Origin of the sequence: Mycolicibacterium iranicum, assembly GCF_014190915.1 — a bacterium.
GTDB classification, from domain to species: Bacteria; Actinomycetota; Actinomycetes; order Mycobacteriales; family Mycobacteriaceae; genus Mycobacterium; species Mycobacterium iranicum_B.
The window spans coordinates 465139-482529 of sequence record NZ_JACHVU010000004.1 but is presented as its reverse complement, the minus strand read 5'-3'; the positions used below and the strand labels follow the sequence as shown (position 1 = coordinate 482529).

Here is a 17391-nt window from a genome sequence, read left to right as displayed (position 1 = left end):
TTCAAGATCGCCGAGCAGCGTTCACTGTCGCGAGACGGTAGGTCACGAGGATCTCGACCGAAACACCGCATCACCCTGGACGCTGTCGCGGCTCGCGCTCCATCCGAGGCACATCCAGGCTGGCTTTCTCGGCTAGCGCATCCAGGCTTGAAGCTAATCAAATTTCGCCACGCTGAAGATATGCGGACTGTGAGGACATTGATCATGTAGGACGGATAGCAGTTCTGGGGGTGCATTCCGTCAGGCATTCAACCCGAAACGGAAGGCACCATGGCAACGCATGACCCGCGTCGCGAGGTCGAGAAACTCCGCGCGCTGCTGGCATCCCATGACAAGCCAATTGCGCTACTTTTCGGCGCAGGCGCGTCTTGTGCGGTCAGCGATCCATCCGGCAAGCCGCTCATACCTGCGATCGCTCCACTAGGCCAGTTGTGCGAGGAGGCTGTGCGCGCTCTTGGGGCAAAGTACGGTGCGGCCTGGGAGAGTATCGCCGCAGACGTGGAAGCGAAGCATACGTATTCGAATATCGAATTAATACTCACCGCTGTACGCCTCAAAATGGCTGCTGCCGGACCCCACGACACGCTAGCTGGCCTCGATGTTCCAGGACTGGGAGAGTTCGAGGCCGCGATCCGCAGGACGGTTGCTCGAGTAGCTAGGCCCGAAGATAGTCGGATCCCCCAGTCACTACCCCACCATGCGCTGGCTCGTTGGATAAGGCGCACTGACCGTCCTACTCCGGTCGAAATCTTCACCACCAATTACGACACTCTGATTGAGCGCGGCCTTGAGGATGAACGCGTAGCGACTTTTGACGGTTTCGTCGGAAGTCGTCAGCCTTTCTTCCACCCGCAGAGTTTGCGGCATGAGGAGCTCGCCCCCGGTCGCCAGTGGGTCCGCTTATGGAAGATTCACGGCTCAGTAAACTGGTCGTGGGTCACCCTCAAGGATGGATCTCGGCGAATAGCACGGGGGCTCGAAGATGGGGATGGGGAACTAATTTTGCCCTCCTCCCATAAATATGATGAGAGCCGAAAGCAGCCGTACGTCGCAATGCTGGAGCGTCTTCACCGTGTATTAACAGAACGCGAAGATGGGATATTAATTACTCTTGGCTATAGCTTCGGAGACGAGCACATAAATTCAGTAATCTTTGACGCACTCGACGTCCGTGATCGACTACACGTCTTTTCGCTCCAGTTTGCTGATCCTGCCGACGACCACGATCTGATATCCCGCGCGAAGGGTAGTTCAAACTTGGTTGTATACGGGCGCCGCCGCGCGGCCGTTGGAGGAGTTACCGGAGAGTGGCGACTCCATGAGCCGGTGGATCGAAGACTCGCGCCTCTAATGGACATTCCATTCGACTCAGACGCCTCCTTGCCGGGCGACGACAAGCCCAGTTTGACTGGCAGTTTCCGCCTCGGCGACTTCAAGTGGTTCGCAAAATTTCTTGACACGATAGTTGGAAATTATGGGTAGGCCGGTAAGTCGGCAAACAACTTTTATTGGCCAAGTCGCTTCGGTGCGCGGAGGCACCGTAACAGTCCGCATTCGAGAGACCCCCACAACCCTAATCATGGTGGATGGGCACTCATATCGTATTGGGCAAATTGGAGCGTTTCTGCGTATCCCACTCGGTTATACACAGCTGTACGGCGTTTGTACACAAGTCGGCGCCGATTCGTTACCACATGCAGAATCTGATGAAGATTCATTTATCCTCGAAAAAGACCCCGATAGCCGTCTCTCGGGATTTCGGTGGTTGAGCCTTGCTCTTTTCGGTGAGTCCATCGGAGACACCTTTGACCGAGGCGTGGCACAGTTCCCCACTGTGGGTGATGAAGTCCACCTAGTTACACCAGACGACCTGCAACTCATCTACGCCCGCGACACACCACGCGACGACGCGATTACAATCGGTCGGATCGCCGATTCAGACGGAATTCCCGCATCACTGCGACTATCGACACTGGTAAGCCGGCATGCTTGCATCGTCGGTTCAACCGGTGCGGGAAAATCTAACCTGATTGCCGTGATTCTCGAATCGGTCACAGATGGCCGCTTCCCCAGCGCGCGTGTACTCGTTGTCGATCCGCACGGCGAATATGGCAATACCCTCGGCGGAAGGGTTCAAAGAATCACTACTGGACCAGAGGCCAACTCCGATCCTTCCCGCTTACGCGTTCCATATTGGGCCCTCCCTCTGGAACAGCTGTTAGACCTCACAATGGGCCCGCTGCAACCTGTGGTCGTTGAATCAATCCGCAGTCGAGTCCAAGAGATGAAGCTCGAGGCCGCTCGGCACCTGCCGACGCCGCTGCCCACCGAATCAATCACGGCAGACTCCCCTATACCATTCAGCATTCGGAAACTCTGGTATGAACTGGAAGATATCGAGCGATCTACGTTTTCGGAAGCCAACAGGCAAAACGACACCACCCGACTGCCGCGCGAAACTGACGGTGACGCCGCGTCGCTGATGCCGCCGACTTACCCGCCAGCATCAACCTATAATCAAGCTCCGTTTTATAATCGTCAACGCCGTAGCATTAGCCGACAACTCGACATGCTGCGCTCACGACTTTTAGATTCGCGATACAGTTTTATGTTCAGCGCTGCCGATCCCCTGCATCCCGATGAAGCAGGTAGGACCGAGGAGGATCTGGGTTCCCTGGTCTCTGGGTGGATAGGCTCTGACTCACAGGTCACCGCGATCGATGTTTCAGGAATTCCATCCGAAATAATCGGAACCATTGTTGGAACCATGATTCAGATAATTTATGACACGCTCTTTTGGGGCATGAATCTACCCATTGGCAGTCGACAGCAGCCTCTTCTCATTATTGTTGACGAGGCGCATCGCTTCCTACCCACTACTGGAACAAGTCCCGCCGCGTCCATTTTCTCCCGTATCGCCAAGGAGGGCCGCAAATACGGCGTGGGCCTGCTTGTAGTCACACAGAGACCATCCGATATTGACTCGGCAGTGCTAAGCCAATGCGGCACCATGATCGCACTGCGCGTCACCAGTCCATCAGATAAGTCTGCCGTCTCGTCTGCAATTCCGGACGATTTAGGCGGTCTCGCAGCTCAAATTCCAGCGCTTCGCACGGGAGAGGCGTTAGTGCTTGGTGAAGCAATGCACGTGCCTTCGCGAATACGAGTTAATAAAGCAGTTGATAAGCCAGTAGGCACTGATCCAGACCTGGCACAAGCGTGGCGACAAGATAATGAGCGAACCGCTTCACTCTATGACGCCGCAATTTACAACTGGCGTTCACAGACCTCAAATACATATTTAGAATCACCGCCGGATGGACTCAGACCGCTTCCCCCACAATAGACACTCCCGAGAACGCAAAAGGAGAGACATAGATGACACTTCCAGACATGGAACCGGTAGACTCGAGTAATATTTATCGAATTGGCTATGACTCTGCCACAGAAGAACTCTACGTAGAATTTTCAAATGGTCGAATATATGTGTATTCGGGCGTACCTCAGTCGACCTACGACGAACTATTCACTGCCGACTCGAAGGGCAGCTACATGAATCGCGAAATAAAGCCCAACTACGATTGTCGTGATTTCTAGGGGTCACCGACTACCTCATGCCACTGGCGAGACGCTCGACTCAGCCACACTAGTCCTGGCAAATCGCGGCCAAGACTGGCGCAGCGACTGCTAGACAATCACATGGCGGTGAGGGTCAGCCCGATACCCGACCTCGTGCACGGTCGAGCAGCCGCTGGCGCAGTCTCGTTCGTACTTCATCGTGAATAGTGGTCGAGGTCTCCTCGGCGGTCTCGACGGAGACGACCAGCGCGTAGCGCACTGTCCTGCCAACGCGGAGTCGCTGTGCATCGTCCATGCACTCGACATGGATTGGAAACGTGTCCCCGTCGCCGAACACCATTGCTCGGGTTCCTTGCACAATCTCATGCTGAAGACTGCCCCGTCTGACCGCAAAGTGCTCGCCGCCGGTCCGGTCTCCACCTGCGAGACCCGTATCGGGCGTGGCGAAATAGACCTTCGCTCCGCGATACCGGGTCAGCTCACCGACAGTGGGGACCATGCACGCGAGCGTAATCGTGAAGCGGTGCCATTCCGCGCGGGCCCGAAGGGAAGGTGGCAACGGCAGCTCGTAGGTATGACGTTCGTTTCGCACGATGTGCCCACCAGCGAGCAACACAGCCCTATTCGTTGCACCCGTCCCGAGCCGGTCGATGTCTATTCGTCCGTAGCCGAGTAGTGCTGTTACGTGGCGCCGCGCCTGTTGGTTATCGAGTCCTAATTCATGGCGTAGTGTCGCTTCCCATTCACCCCAGCTAGCCGCGTGGGCAAGCAGTGCCCGCACAAGCAGCGGGTGATACTGCGCGTCAGGCAGTGGTGCGTCCTCGGTGCTGGGCGGGCCGGCGTCGAGGACATCGAATAGCCGGCTGGCTTCGCGGGTCACCAAGGCCGCGGCGTTGCTAGTGCCCGTGGTGAAGACCGTGTTGTTCGTCGCGCCTGCTCGACCGGGAGCTGCGACCTGGACACCAGGGCCGCTGACCGCAGTCTGTGCAAGTTCGACTGCGACCGTTTCCTCCCCTGGGACGATGATCGGGCGCCTGTAGAGCGCCCGACCACCGACGTGGTAGATGTCGGGTTTGACGGATCGATCAACACCAGGTCCAGTGGCGCCGTAGTACGCGGGTCCACCCGGCTGCGTAATGTCCCACGCGGTGTCGGGAACGTCGAAATCTCCGAGGGCGTCGTCGTGTGTCGCGCCGACGGTCAGCGCGTTAATCGCGTCGCCTGGGGGCAGAACGCCTCGCAAGAGCGTCGTATCGTAGACAGCTCGGGTCGCCGCTGATCGTGCGGTGTCAATGTCATTTGCAGCGTCAGCGGGCATCTTGATTGGGTCGAGGTGATTGCCCGCACTGACGACGAACAACAAGTTGTAGGTGTGAGCCAACCAATCGAGGAGACGCCCTACCGGGCTCATCCGGCGTGCCAGAGCCCTGGCCTGCGCGCCGATCGACAGGTTGACGATTCGCACGCTGGGCGCGGCCGGCTCCCGACCAGGCTCCCCCTCCACGATGCGGCGAATCGACCGGTGAAGGAGATCGGTAAATAATTGATCCGGAACGACGTGCTCGGACCCCGCAGGGTATTCGCGGGGAACCATGATGGGCCGTACATACAGCGGACGGTCCAGCGGTTCGCCACGCGCGGAAAGATCGCCGTGGATTATGAGGGACGCCATCGCAGTGCCGTGATTGCGTGAGAACACCGGGTAGTTATCGCTCAGCCCGTCGGGATCGTCGACCCGTAATCTCCCAGCCAGCGCATCGTGATTCGGGAACGGTAAGCCGTCCAGCAGTGCAATCCGCGCAAGCCCCTCCACGCGCTCTCCACGAGGAAGGCGTACTTCCGCGACGGGCTCAACGGTGGCTGGTGCGACGCTCATCGGCGTGAATGGGCTGACGAACATGACCTCGTCGGTTGTGAGCAACTGGATCGACGACGCGCCGTCATTCAACACCGACTGCACCTGCTGGATTGGCAATTCCGCCAGCAGCGCGTGATAGCCGATAGAGCCGATTTCGGAGCGGTCCATAACGCGTCCGCCGGTGGCGACGATGATGTGCTCAACGTGTGACTCGGCCGCGCTGCGGTGTGGCGCATCGCGGCGGTACCACAGCTCTATCTCAACCATGACTGTGCTGAGGGACTGGCCGACGAGTTCGACGGCTTGCTGCCACTGATCGCGAAGGCCGGTCTCCCTGATTCGGTCGTCCGGTCCCCAGCGCCGGATCGCGATCAATTGCTGGAACGCTGTCTTGAACTTCCCCAATCCGCGTTCGAACGATACTGACGGATCTTCCTGCCAAAGCGCGAACAGCCGTAGGAGTTCGTCGATAGCCTTCGCGTTGGACATCACAAGGTAGAGCGAATGCGGGACGGACTTGTCCGTGCGCCCCATGACCCGTTCGGTCATGTGGAAATCGTCGTCGGGATCAGTTCGATCTCCGAGCAGCTCGGAAAGGAACTCCAGTCCGTCGATCTGGGTGATCGCGTTGCGGAAGTCCTTGACACTGCCCGCGAGGTCGAACACGACTACCAGGGCGGGATCGACCTCATCCGCGGCGTCGGCGGCCAGGCGTGCCCGCTCGGCGTCGAACGCCGCACTCAACTCGCGGAACTGTGGTGTCAGACGCTCCCCCTGTCGGCCCGCACCAGGGTTAGACAGGCGCGGCATGTCCCGCTGGGGCTGGGTGGGCCGTTCAGCGACGACCGGAGGACCGAAGGCCAGCAACGGCCTGCGCTCCGCCGTCACCCCGTTGCCTGATCGCGCCTGTGCTCAAGACGCTCTTGGACGATCCGTCGGAGGTCGCCGTCGGGCAATTCCAGGACCGCCCGACGGCGCACGTCTAACGCGAACTCCTCCAGCTCGGCGAAGCTCGCTCCAGTGAGCTTGTCGGCCAGAGTCCGCGGGGCGAAGCCAAGCTCGCCGCCCAAGCGTGCGGCGAGCCGTTCAAGGAATCGGGTCGCCTCGGCGCGGCTGGGTGGTTCCAGCTCGGCGCGAATCTGGAAGCGTCTCCACGCCGCGCGGTCAAGCAGTTCGCTGTGATTGGTTGCGCCGATGAAGATCACGTGCGCCGGCACCCTGTCGATCTGCAGTAGCAGCGTGGACACGACACGCTTGATCTCGCCTGTCTCGTGCTCGTCCGACCGTTCCTTGGCAATGGTGTCGAGTTCGTCGAAGAACAGGACACACCGACGGGTACGGGCAAACTCGAAGGCGTTGTCGAGCCGGGCAGCGGTCTCACCGAGGAAGCTGGATACCACGCCCTCATAACGAATCACGTAGAACGGAAGCATCAGTTCGGAGGCGATAGCCTCCGCGACACTAGTCTTACCGTTTCCTGGAGGGCCGGACAGCAGGAGCCGATTGCGCGGTTCAATCCCGTAGCTGCGCAATAGTTCTGCGCGCTTCTGCTCTTCGATCAGCTCCTTCACGACCCGCCGCGGAACCGACGCGAGTTCCAACTCGTCCAAACGACGGTTAGGTACAACTTCCTGCACCAAGTCGCGTATCGCACTGGCCCGCTCATCTCGGACAAGACCCTGCCCTGAAGTGGTGATGAGTTCAGAGAGGCGGTCAGCGAGCAGGTGGTGTTGATTAGCACGCTCCTCGGCGATCACCGCCTCGACCAGAACTCGGAAGCGATCTCGATCGCCTCGACGCTCAGCCTCCACGAGATCAAGGAGTAGGTCCGCGCGCGCCATCTCCAGCCCTCCCCAAGCCTCATTCATCCGTCAGTGTTGCGATCCTATCTTCGGTGATAGTGAGGCTACCGGGCTACACCGACACCAACGTTGCGTGAAACACTCTCTGACCTGCACTGTCCGCTTAGCCGCCGCCCGTGACACCTCTTAGCCTGCAGCCCGCCGACCCGCCTGTCTCGCTGCATTCGACACCACCGAATACCGCAACGGATACCGCAGCGAGACCGCTCCCCCTCAATGTTTACAAGCGCAACCAATGCCATATTCGCTGCTTGCGCCGAGTTGTCCGTGTTTCTCGTCGCCAGCAAACACAACAAACGCCCAGTTCAGAGGATTTTAAGTCCGCTGCCTCTGCCAATTGGGCTATGGGGGCGTGCGCGTGATCCTACGGGCGCTGTCATGCCGTCTACGAGCCACACTGATCGTCCCCGGGTCGAAAAGCTCCCCCGGTTTGCCCACCACGCACGGAGGTATCCCGATCCGACACCTTCGGCAGCAGGAGTCGCCGTGACCACTTCTTCGTCCACGGCCGCCGCCGCGATCCTCGACGGCCTCCCGGGTATCCGCCCGTGGTTGGAAGACTTCTACCGGGACCTGCACCGCCACCCCGAGCTGTCCCATCAGGAGCACCGAACCGCCGCACTGGTCACCGACGTGCTCCACGCCGCCGGCTACCGCGTGCACGATCACGTCGGCGGCACCGGAGTCGTCGGGATCCTCGCCAACGGGCCCGGCCCGACCGTACTGCTCCGTGCCGATATGGACGCACTGCCGGTACGTGAAGAAACGGGGCTGCCCTACGCGAGCACCGTGCACGCAACCGACCCACAGGGCCGTCAGGTCCCGGTCATGCACGCGTGCGGACACGATCTCCACGTCGCTGCACTCCTCGGCGCCGCTCGCTTGCTTTCACAGGATCGCGACCGGTGGTCAGGCACCTTGGTGACGGTGTTCCAGCCCGCAGAGGAGACGGCGGACGGGGCCCAGGCGATGGTGGACGACGGCCTGGCACAACTGGTTCCGCCTGTGGACGTCGCGTTCGCGCAGCACGCCCTGCCGTTGCCGGCAGGCGTTGTCGGTCTGCACGCCGGGCCGTTCATGGCCGCCGCGGACAGCATGCGCATCACCGTCTTCGGCCGGGGCGGTCACGGCTCGATGCCGCAGTCCGCCGTGGACCCGGTCGTCCTCGCGGCGATGATCATTCTGCGGCTGCAGACTGTGGTCTCGCGCGAAGTGAACCCGGTCGAGCCGGCCGTCCTGACAGTTGGAAGCGTCGAGGCCGGCAGCAAGAGCAACGTCATCCCCGATAAAGCTTTGCTGCAACTCAACATCCGCAGCTACAGCGAGGACACCCGCCAACGAATCCTCGACGCAGTCACGCGGATGGTGTCCGCGGAATGCGTCGCGTCAGGATCGCCACGAGAACCCCGGTTCGAGTTGTTCGACCGCTTTCCGTTGACGGACAACGACATCGACACGACGAGCCGACTACGTGAGGCATTCGTCCACGCGTTCGGCGATCGATGCGTGGACCTGCCGCAGGGCACAGGCAGCGAGGACTTCAGCACCATCCCTGTGAACCTGGCTGCGCCGTACACGTATTGGGGCGTGGGCTGCGTCGACCCTGATGCCTATCGGCAGGCCGTCGAGCACAACAGCGTGTCCCGCGACATCGCCGTGAACCATTCCCCGCGCTTTGCGCCCGTCATCCAACCCACGCTCGACGTCGCCATCCGGACGCTCGTCCTAGCCACGACGACTTGGCTCGTCGCACCGGACGGCAACGCTCAGCTCGTCGGCGGCTCGTAGTGGGCTTCAGGATTCTCCCGGTGCCAATCCTGCTGCTGCAGTTGCACTTTGTGGTGCGTGCGGGCGAGCCAGCCGAGTCCGCCGGCGATGAGCAGGACCGCGAGGACGACACCGACGATTCCGGTGGCCGTGCTGCTGTTGGCGAACGAGAACAAGCCGACCACCAGGGACAGCACGCCGAGGCCGACAGCGATGAGACCTGGGGCGTTCACCCCGGCTTTCATCGTCTCGCCGGCGTGCTGGCGGGTGGTCCGGGAGTGGTCGACGGGGTCTTGTGATGTATCAGGCATCGGGGACTCCTCTCTCTGTCTGTGTCATTCGTAGGGCTGGTATTGCGACTGCTTCAGCACGCGCGCCAGATGCGCAGCGTTGCGGGCAGCGGCCGCGGTGGTCGAGGCGACCTGCTCGGGCACCTCGTCGAGGTCTTTGTAATCGGTCGATTCCATCGCCGGGCCGTTCCAGTACGTGCAGCCCTGCGCCGGGATGCTGTACCCGACGTCGTTGAGCCCCTGGAACAGATCCGCGACGACCTTGTGCGCGCCGTCCTCGTTGCCGACCACGCTGACCAGGGCCACCTTGCCCGCCATCGCGGGGCGTCCCTGCTCGTCGGTGTTGGACAGCTCGGCGTCCAGACGCTCCAGCACCCGCTGCGTCACCGACGCCGGGTGCCCCAGCCAGATGGGCGTGCTCAGCAACAGAATGTCGGCCTGCAGAACCTTCTCGCGGATCTGCGGCCACTGGTCCCCGTCGCCCATGTCGGCTTCCACACCGGGGGCGATGTCGTAGTCGACGCAGCGCACAGACTCGCAGTCGACGCCCTGGCTGCGCAGGGTGTCGAACACGTGCTGGGCGATCAGCTCACTGCTGGACTCTGAGGGGCTCGGCTTCAGACTGCAGACGAGCGCGAGCGCACGGAGGGATTGCTGCGTTTCCGGCATGCCGTGCGAATACCCGACGCCCCCTACGCAAAACGGTCAGCGTCATCACGTCACACGTTTGAAAGACCTGGGTTGGGGCAAGTCACCGGCCATGAGCAACCCCCATTCCGAGAAGGCCGAATCCGACGTCGAAGCCGACCCCAAGGTCGCGGGTTCGCGCGCCTCCGAGGGAGACGACGACCCTGCCGACGGCCCCTACGTCGGACGCTCCAGCAGCGATGACAATTTCGATGCCGGCGAATCCGGCGCAGAGGCCCGCAGCAACGACTGACCGCTCAGGTCAGGAGTTGCGCAGTTTGTAGATGAGTTTGTCCTTGGTGAGGTGCGAGTACCCCGACATCCCCAGTTCCTTTGCGCGCCTCTTCAAGTCACCGACAGACCAGTCGTAATAGGAACCGGACTGTCCACCTTTTCGTCCCACCGATGATTTCCCCCGTGCGGCGGCCGCGTTCGAGATGCGCGCCGCTTTCTCCTTCGAATTGCCTTCCCGCCGAAGATCTTCGTACATCTTCTCGTTCTTGATCGATGCGTTGGGCATTGAACCTGAACCTCCTAGCAATACGGCTGTATATGAGGATTTCCCGGCACCCCAGCTACCAAACCCGTCAACTGCGGGCGACTCGGCGAATCAGTGTCCGCGTCGCCTTCTCCAGGATCGCCTGTGCCTCGTCGGGGTCTCCTACCTTGGACGCCCGACGGACGGCCGGCGCGATCGTCATGCCCTGCGCGTAGCCGTCCACGAGTCGTGGATCGACGTAGGAGGCCCTGGCTACGGCGGGGGTGTTGCCCAGCTCGGACGACACCTCTTTCATGACCGCCGCCGTCTCGCGTTTGATGCGGGTCGTCGAACTCGGTTCCTTTGCGTCGGCAAACGCCGCGGCGGCCAGCACCGTGCCGTGCCAGGTACGGAGGTCCTTGACGCTGAACTCGGCGCCGACCAGCTCCTTGAACCGCGCGTTCAGGTCGTCGGCACGCACGTCGACCCAGCCGCCACTCCGTCCGTTGCGGCACACGAGCAGACGGTCGGAACGTTCCTCGCGGCGCATCAGCGCCCGCACCGCGCGAACGACCTCCGGGTCGTCGATCTCGACGCTGCGCTGCACACCGCTCTTGGCGGGATAGTCGAAAACCACGGCCCCGTTCTTCAGGGACACGTGCTCGCACAGCAGGGTCGCCAGCCCGTAGTGCTCGTGCTCTTCGGCCGATTGTTCACCGCCGGCGCGGAAGTAGCCCCGGTCGAGCAGTTGCAGCGCCAGCGCGAGCACGCGGTCGCGCTCCAGCCCACGCCCCGCCAGGTCTTTGGCCACCTGCGCGCGCCACTCCGGTAGTCGCAGCGAGAGTTCCAGAACGCGGTCGAACTTCTCCTCGGCCCGCTCCTGCTGCCATTTCGCGTGGTACAGGTACTGCCTGCGCCCGGCCGCGTCCGTACCCACGGCCTGGATATGACCATTGGGCCTGGGACTGATCCAGACGTCCTTCCACGCCGGCGGGATGACGAGTTCCTTCACGCGCTGCGCGGTGTCCGGATCGGCCAGCAGTTCGCCGTCGGGTCCGTAGTAGGCGAAACCCTTGCCCCGCCGCTTCCGGACGATCCCCGGCGTGTTCAGTTTGCTTCGTGTGAGCCGCAAAGCCAGGCACCTCTCCGACCTCAACAGTTACCCCTGCGGAGTACCCGTCGACGTCGGATTTCACTCCATCACACCAGCTCAGGGCTGCAGGATGACCTTCACGGCGCCGTCCTGCTTCTTCTGGAAGATCTCGTAGGCGTGCGGCGCCTCGTCCAGCGGCAGGATGTGGGTGGCGAACGTGTCGACACCGAGCGGGTCGGAGTCGGTCAGCAGCGGGATGATGTCGTCGACCCACTTCTTCACGTTGGCCTGCCCCATACGCAGTTGGATCTGCTTGTCGAACAGCGTGAGCATCGGCATCGGATCCGCCATGCCGCCGTACACGCCGCTCAACGACACCGTCCCGCCGCGACGCACGCAGTCGATGGCGCTGTAGAGCGCATCGAGACGGTCCACGCCCGCCTTCTGCATCAGCGGCTTCGCCAGGGCGTCGGGCAGCAGCGAGGCGGCCTGCTGCGTCACCTTGGCGACCGGCGACCCGTGCGCCTCCATCCCGACGGCGTCGATCACCGAGTCGCTGCCCCGGCCGTCGGTCAGGCGGCGCACCTCGTCGCCGACGGATCCGTCGACGTTGGAGGCGTCGATGGTGTGGATCCCGCGCGCAATCGCGCGGTCCAGGCGCTCGGGCACCATGTCCACTCCGAACACCTGATAGCCCTTGTGCTGGGCGATCCTGGCCGCCATGTCGCCGATCGGGCCGAGCCCGATGACGGTGACGGAACCGCCGTCGGGGACGCCGGCATACTCCACCGCCTGCCATGCGGTCGGTAGCACGTCCGACAGGTAGACGAACCGGGAGTCCGGCGGCCCGTCCGGCACCTTGATGTGCGTGAACTGGGCCTGCGGCACCCTCAGGTACTCCGCCTGACCACCCGGGACCGATCCGTACAGCTCCGAGTAGCCGAACAGCGCCGCACCCATCCCCTGGTCGCGCACCTGGGTGGTCTCGCACTGGGTGTACAGGGATTTGTCGCACATGTAGCAGTGGCCGCAGGAGATCTGGAACGGGATCACTACCCGATCCCCGACGGACAGATTCGACACCGCGGTGCCGACCTCCCGGACGATGCCCATGGGTTCGTGCCCCAGGATGTCGCCTTCGCTCATGAACGCACCGAGCACCTCGTACAGGTGCAGATCGGATCCGCAGATGTTCGTGGAGGTGACCTCGATGATGGCGTCGGTCGGCTCCTCGATCGTCGGATCGGGAACGTTGTCGACGCGAACGTCTCTCTTGCCGTGCCAGGTAACAGCCTTCATGTATCGCGCCTACCCGGTGCGGGCCCGGCCAAACTCCGCGGCGCCGGGGACGTCAGGCGGTCCGCGCGGCGACAGGCCTCAACGGAATGCCAAACCTGCTCGCCGCGATGACCTTTCGTCCCATTCACCCCACCTCCACGTTCTGGGCACTCTGCCACCGTCACACGATGGTTTGAAATCGCGGTGCGCAGGCAACGAATCCGGCCATGGGTCGGGAGAGCGGGAACGGCAGCGCCGCGTTCGAGAGCCTGGTGTCCCTCCTGGACTACCCGATGTTCGTGGTCACCACCGCCGCCGAGGGGCACCTGTCCGGGTGCCTTGTCGGCTTCACCTCGCAGACGAGCATCAACCCGCCGCGCTTCCTCGTCGGGCTGTCCCGCAAGAACCACACCTTCACCGTCGCTCAGCAGGCCGAACACCTCGCCGTCCACGTGCTGCCGCGCCGCGAACAGCAGGTCGCCGAACTGTTCGGAGGGCAGACCGGTGATTCGACCGACAAGTTCGCCGAGTGCGCGTGGAGCCCGGGACCCGAGGGGATGCCGATCCTCGACGGCGCGGCGGCATGGTTCGTCGGGCGGATGCTGCGCCGTTTCGATGTGGGCGACCACGTCGGCCATCTCGTCGAACCGGTGGCCGGCGAGGCACCGGAGGACCTCGGCGAGCTGATCACCTTCTCCGACGTCCGCCACATCGAGCCGGGACATGAAGCATGACCGAGATGAGGTCGATACCCGGCGGTGTACCCGTCGAGGACTTCGGTTACCGCCCCGCGCCGGACGGCCTGCGCGCCAACATGATCTTCAGCGCGGACGGCGCGGCGGCCTTCGCGGGTCGGGCCGGGCCGCTGTCGTGCCCGGCCGACTTCCAGTTGCTGCTGGCGCTGCGCGCCTACGCCGACGTGGTGCTCGTCGGAGCGGGCACCGCACGCGCCGAGGGCTACGGTCCCGTCCGGCTACGACCGCAGCATCTCGCGCAGCGTCGACAGCTCGGCCTGGGTGACACTCCGCCACCCATAGCGGTCGTCTCGCGCTCCGGCGATCTCCCGGACAGCCTGTTCGGTTCTCGCACTCCGATTCTCGTCACCAGCGCCCGCGGCGCGCGGGAACGGTCGGAGACGCGGTGCGACGTGCTCGTCGCGGGTGACGACGAGGTCGACGTCCCTGCCGCGGTTGCCCAGTTGCGGGAACGCGGCATGACCCGGGTGCTCTGCGAGGGCGGCCCGACGCTTCTCGATCAGCTCGTCGCGGCCGATCTCGTCGACGAGCTCTGCGTGACGATGGCACCGCGGCTCGCCGGCGCGCAACCGGTGGGGCATGGACCCGGGGCGCCGACGTCCCCCACCCCGCTGCGGCTGGGCCGCTTGCTGGTCGATCCCGACGGCTACCTGTTCCTCACCTATCAGCGCTGAGAGTTCTCAGCCGGGCAGCGTTTCGCCGCCGATCGGCGCGAGGACCTCGCCGCTGTAGTACGACGACATCCGCGATGCGGCGAAAAAGACGTAGGACGGGGCTATTTCATCAGGTTGGGCGGCGCGTCCCATCGGCACCTGCTCTCCGAACGACTCGGTCTTCTCGGCATCCATGGTCGCCGGGATCAACGGAGTCCACACCGGTCCCGGCGCGACGCAGTTGACACGTATGTTCCTGTCCACCAGCGACTGTGCCAGCGAATACGTCAACGCGATGACCGCACCCTTGGTGGCCGAGTAATCGATCAGACTCTTGTTGCCGCGCAACCCGTTGATGGAACCGGTGTTGATGATCGCCGAGCCGTCGGGCAGATGCTGCAGCGCGGCCTTGGTGACGTGGAAGAACGAGTCGATGTTCACCGCGAACGTGCGCCGCCACTGCTCGTCGGAGATCTCGGTCAGATCCTCGACCGGCGACTGGAACGCCACGTTGTTGACGACGATGTCGAGCCCGCCGAGCCGGTTCACCGTCTCGGCGACGACATGACGGCAGTGCTCGGGATCGGCGAGATCGCCGGACAGCTCGATCCCGCGTTGGCCCGCCGCCTCCACGAGCGACACGGTGTGGTCGGCGTCGGCTTTCTCTTCGAGGTAGGCGATCGCGACGTCGGCCCCCTCCTTGGCGAACGCCACCGCGACCGCTCGGCCGATGCCCGAGTCTCCGCCCGTGATGAGCGCTTTCTTGCCGGACAGCAGCCCGGTCCCCACGTAGTCGCGCATCTCGTCGCGCGGCGTGGGGTTCATGTCGGCGGTCTCGCCGGGGTAGGGGATCACTGCGTCAGGCGTCACGTCTTCGCTCACGGCGCGTGCGTACCCGCCGTCCCAGGGCCGAAACTACGGGGGCGTCGGGTGCTCGGTGCCTGTCCGCATCGACAGCGGGAGCAGCAACCAGAACGCCATGAACACCACCAACGCGCACGCGCCGGCGACGACCGACGCCGCGAGACCGGCCACGGCATCGAAGATGATGACCGTCATCCCGGTGACCGCGCAGGCCAGCAGCGTCAAGCCCGCGTACGCACACCGGTGTGCCGCGCGTACCAGGACCGCCAGCCGGTGCCTGCGGAACAGCAGCCGGTGCATCGCGACGGGTGCGATCAGCAGAGCAGTGGACGCGATGGCCGCACACACCGTGACCAGATAGACGGTCTGCATACCGTCGTCGAGGATGTCGAACCGCTGCTGGAACGGCAATGTGAGGAGAAAGCCGGTGAGCAGCTGGACGCCGGTCTGCACCACGCGCAGCTCCTGCAGCAGACTTGCCCAGTTCCGGTCCAGCCGTTGGGTTTCGGTTTCGTCGCGCTGTGCCCGATCCCAGTTCTCGTCGTCGTACCGGCGGCCGGATCCCATCCGGTGATGATCCCACCGGCGGCAACTCGTTGTACCGGGTTTGGCACGCACGCACCGGGGTAGACGACCTGAGCCCGCGCTGCGCCGCAGAGACATTGGAGTGACGATGAGCAAAATCGCCAGATCGCTGTACACGCCGCTGTCGGTGGCCACCGGCGTCGGAGGTGGTCTGCTGGCCGGAACGATCTTCGGCCAGATCTGGAAGCGCATCGGGGACAACGACCCCGAGCCGCCGGATCCGAAGGACCTCACACAGTCGATGAAGACCGTCATCGTCGCGGCGGCGGCCCAGGGCTTGATCGCCGGTCTCGTCCGCGCCTTGCTGCAACGTGCCGGTGCCCGCGGGTACCAGGCGATGACACACGAGCTCCCGCCCAGCTGACAAGCGAAATTTCACGGCCTTTCCACAGCTGCCGGTGAGCCGAGTCTTAGGCTGTGGCCTCACCGTGAGTGCATGGTCGGCACCGTTGACATCCCGCAGGCACGCGACACCGTCCTCCGCGAGACGCGGCTGACGTGGTTGACCGCCGGGCTCGCCTTCGCGGCGAGTATCGGCATGATGTTGCTCGCGTCACCCGGTTCCGCGTCCGCTCTCGCGTGTTGGGTGGTGTCGTCGATTGCGCTGGCGACCGCGCTGATCGTGCTCGCGGCCGGGGAGACCGCCTGGGCCGAGATGGTGGCGAGTGCGCAGGCAGCGGGGCTCGTCGCGCGTTGAGGTCATCGTCCGCGCGGCCCGAGCGACACCGCCGGCCGTGGCAGGCGCCAGCGTGCGCATCCGTCGTCCAGCGCGTCGTCGACCGCCGAGGCGATCGCTACCAGTTCCCTGGTGTTGCCGGACAACCAGGGTTCGGTTGATCCGCCAGTCAAGCTGATCCTTGTCAGCATCAGGCCGCACGAACGCATCAGGGCCATGCGGGAGAGCAGCCTTTCGGTCGCCGCACTCCACGCGGCGATCCCCCGCTCTTCGTCCACGTCGCAGTGCATCCCGACCACATCGAGCCGGCGCTCGCCCACCACCGCCGGTCCCTGGTCATCGAGGTAGACATGCTTCGTCGGCTGTGGGCATCCGCTGAGAACGTCGACGTGCCGATCGGAGGACACCACGAACCGGACCACGCCCGATGCGGCGGCGCGTCTCAGCGTCTCGGTCCCCCGACTGCACCGCAGGACGACATGGACGGGACGCACCCCGCCGGCGCGTACGAGAGCGAGTTCCTCGTCGCCGCAGACAGACACGGCGACCCCGTGTGTCCGCACCCAGCCCGCCACGCCCGCGTCGGTGAGCACCTCCGCCGGAACGACACATCCGGCCATCGGCAGGATGCGCCGCACCGCGTGCACCGACGCCGAAAGACGATGCGGGGCCAAAGGAACGTCCAGGATGGTCATGCATTCGGTGTACGCCCGGCGGCTGGCAGTCGCGGCTGATCCATACAGAACCCTGACGGGTCGCTCTCAGACTTTGACGCTGTCCTGACGCCTGCAAAGGGCCCGTAAAAACGGCGGCCGCCGGTGTCAAGATCCCGTCAACGACCAGCTCAGCCGTGGCGGCCCGGGCATACCTTGGCCTCCGCGGCCCACCACCACCGGTGGGCGCGTCACGAAACTCGGGAGCTCGATGTGACGTCTGTCGTCCTGTACCTCGCGCTGACAGTGGCCG

At 63.6% G+C, this 17391-nt stretch carries 19 protein-coding genes; 9 read left to right on the top strand and 10 right to left on the bottom strand.

Going from position 1 to position 17391, the window contains the following annotated elements; genetic code table 11:
• Nucleotides 1-270 precede the first annotated feature (270 nt).
• The 3 genes from FHR72_RS12670 (at nucleotide 271) to FHR72_RS12660 (ending at nucleotide 3597) form a co-directional block, all read left to right on the top strand.
• Entirely contained in the window at nucleotides 271-1482 is a 1212-nt protein-coding gene (locus tag FHR72_RS12670; protein ID WP_183468333.1) for an SIR2 family protein, read from the top strand.
• A gap of 97 nt (nucleotides 1483-1579) precedes the next feature.
• Entirely contained in the window at nucleotides 1580-3346 is a 1767-nt protein-coding gene (locus tag FHR72_RS12665) for an ATP-binding protein (protein WP_221193410.1), read from the top strand.
• A gap of 32 nt (nucleotides 3347-3378) precedes the next feature.
• The gene (locus FHR72_RS12660) at nucleotides 3379-3597 is read left to right on the top strand and encodes a KTSC domain-containing protein (protein ID WP_183468329.1); all 219 of its coding nucleotides are present in this window, start codon (nucleotides 3379-3381) and stop codon (nucleotides 3595-3597) included.
• Between the two features lie 115 nt (nucleotides 3598-3712).
• Here FHR72_RS12660 and FHR72_RS12655 read toward each other — a convergent pair whose 3' ends face one another.
• Nucleotides 3713-6181, bottom strand: a complete 2469-nt coding sequence (locus FHR72_RS12655; protein WP_260155992.1) for a S8 family peptidase — start codon at nucleotides 6179-6181, stop codon at nucleotides 3713-3715.
• Between the two features lie 140 nt (nucleotides 6182-6321).
• On the bottom strand, nucleotides 6322-7278 hold the full coding sequence (locus tag FHR72_RS12650; RefSeq protein WP_183468325.1) for an AAA family ATPase: 957 nt from the start codon (nucleotides 7276-7278) through the stop codon (nucleotides 6322-6324).
• A gap of 540 nt (nucleotides 7279-7818) precedes the next feature.
• On the opposite strand from FHR72_RS12650, the gene FHR72_RS12645 reads away from it, so the two are divergent.
• Nucleotides 7819-9087, top strand: coding sequence for an amidohydrolase (locus FHR72_RS12645; protein ID WP_183468487.1), 1269 nt, complete (start codon nucleotides 7819-7821; stop codon nucleotides 9085-9087).
• Here the strand turns inward: FHR72_RS12645 and FHR72_RS12640 are convergent.
• The gene (locus FHR72_RS12640) at nucleotides 9066-9377 is read right to left on the bottom strand and encodes a DUF308 domain-containing protein (RefSeq protein ID WP_183468324.1); all 312 of its coding nucleotides are present in this window, start codon (nucleotides 9375-9377) and stop codon (nucleotides 9066-9068) included. The genes FHR72_RS12645 and FHR72_RS12640 overlap by 22 nt on opposite strands.
• A gap of 24 nt (nucleotides 9378-9401) precedes the next feature.
• Entirely contained in the window at nucleotides 9402-10025 is a 624-nt protein-coding gene (locus FHR72_RS12635) for a flavodoxin family protein (RefSeq protein ID WP_183468322.1), read from the bottom strand.
• A gap of 91 nt (nucleotides 10026-10116) precedes the next feature.
• On the opposite strand from FHR72_RS12635, the gene FHR72_RS12630 reads away from it, so the two are divergent.
• Entirely contained in the window at nucleotides 10117-10296 is a 180-nt protein-coding gene (locus FHR72_RS12630) for a hypothetical protein (protein ID WP_183468320.1), read from the top strand.
• Between the two features lie 9 nt (nucleotides 10297-10305).
• Here the strand turns inward: FHR72_RS12630 and FHR72_RS12625 are convergent, their stop codons facing one another.
• The 3 genes from FHR72_RS12625 to FHR72_RS12615 form a co-directional block, all read right to left on the bottom strand.
• Complete coding sequence (locus FHR72_RS12625) at nucleotides 10306-10563, bottom strand: DUF7218 family protein (RefSeq protein WP_183468318.1); 258 nt, start codon at nucleotides 10561-10563, stop codon at nucleotides 10306-10308.
• A gap of 67 nt (nucleotides 10564-10630) precedes the next feature.
• The gene (locus FHR72_RS12620; protein ID WP_183468316.1) at nucleotides 10631-11653 is read right to left on the bottom strand and encodes a DNA topoisomerase IB; all 1023 of its coding nucleotides are present in this window, start codon (nucleotides 11651-11653) and stop codon (nucleotides 10631-10633) included.
• 78 nt (nucleotides 11654-11731) lie between these two features.
• Nucleotides 11732-12913 carry a zinc-dependent alcohol dehydrogenase gene (locus FHR72_RS12615; RefSeq protein ID WP_183468314.1) on the bottom strand — a complete coding sequence of 394 codons (1182 nt, stop codon included), beginning with the start codon at nucleotides 12911-12913 and terminating at the stop codon, nucleotides 11732-11734.
• A gap of 206 nt (nucleotides 12914-13119) precedes the next feature.
• Between FHR72_RS12615 and FHR72_RS12610 the strand changes: the two genes are divergently transcribed.
• Both FHR72_RS12610 and FHR72_RS12605 read left to right on the top strand, forming a co-directional pair.
• A complete protein-coding gene (locus FHR72_RS12610) occupies nucleotides 13120-13626 on the top strand; it encodes a flavin reductase family protein (RefSeq protein ID WP_183468312.1) in 507 nt (168 codons plus the stop codon).
• Nucleotides 13623-14321: a pyrimidine reductase family protein gene (locus FHR72_RS12605; protein WP_183468311.1), complete on the top strand. Its 699-nt coding sequence runs from the start codon at nucleotides 13623-13625 to the stop codon at nucleotides 14319-14321. Before FHR72_RS12610 ends, FHR72_RS12605 begins: the two co-directional genes overlap by 4 nt.
• A gap of 6 nt (nucleotides 14322-14327) precedes the next feature.
• Here FHR72_RS12605 and FHR72_RS12600 read toward each other — a convergent pair whose 3' ends face one another.
• Entirely contained in the window at nucleotides 14328-15182 is an 855-nt protein-coding gene (locus FHR72_RS12600; RefSeq protein ID WP_183468309.1) for an SDR family oxidoreductase, read from the bottom strand.
• Between the two features lie 33 nt (nucleotides 15183-15215).
• On the bottom strand, nucleotides 15216-15731 hold the full coding sequence (locus FHR72_RS12595) for a DUF6328 family protein (RefSeq protein ID WP_183468307.1): 516 nt from the start codon (nucleotides 15729-15731) through the stop codon (nucleotides 15216-15218).
• Nucleotides 15732-15837: 106 nt separating this feature from the next.
• Here FHR72_RS12595 and FHR72_RS12590 point away from each other — a divergent pair, with 106 nt between their 5' ends.
• Together FHR72_RS12590 and FHR72_RS12585 are read left to right on the top strand one after the other, a co-directional pair.
• Nucleotides 15838-16113 carry a DUF4235 domain-containing protein gene (locus FHR72_RS12590; RefSeq protein WP_183468305.1) on the top strand — a complete coding sequence of 92 codons (276 nt, stop codon included), beginning with the start codon at nucleotides 15838-15840 and terminating at the stop codon, nucleotides 16111-16113.
• A 72-nt stretch (nucleotides 16114-16185) separates the two neighbouring features.
• Entirely contained in the window at nucleotides 16186-16446 is a 261-nt protein-coding gene (locus tag FHR72_RS12585; RefSeq protein WP_183468303.1) for a hypothetical protein, read from the top strand.
• 2 nt (nucleotides 16447-16448) lie between these two features.
• Here the strand turns inward: FHR72_RS12585 and FHR72_RS12580 are convergent, their stop codons facing one another.
• The gene (locus FHR72_RS12580; RefSeq protein WP_183468301.1) at nucleotides 16449-17120 is read right to left on the bottom strand and encodes a hypothetical protein; all 672 of its coding nucleotides are present in this window, start codon (nucleotides 17118-17120) and stop codon (nucleotides 16449-16451) included.
• Nucleotides 17121-17391 lie beyond the last annotated feature (271 nt).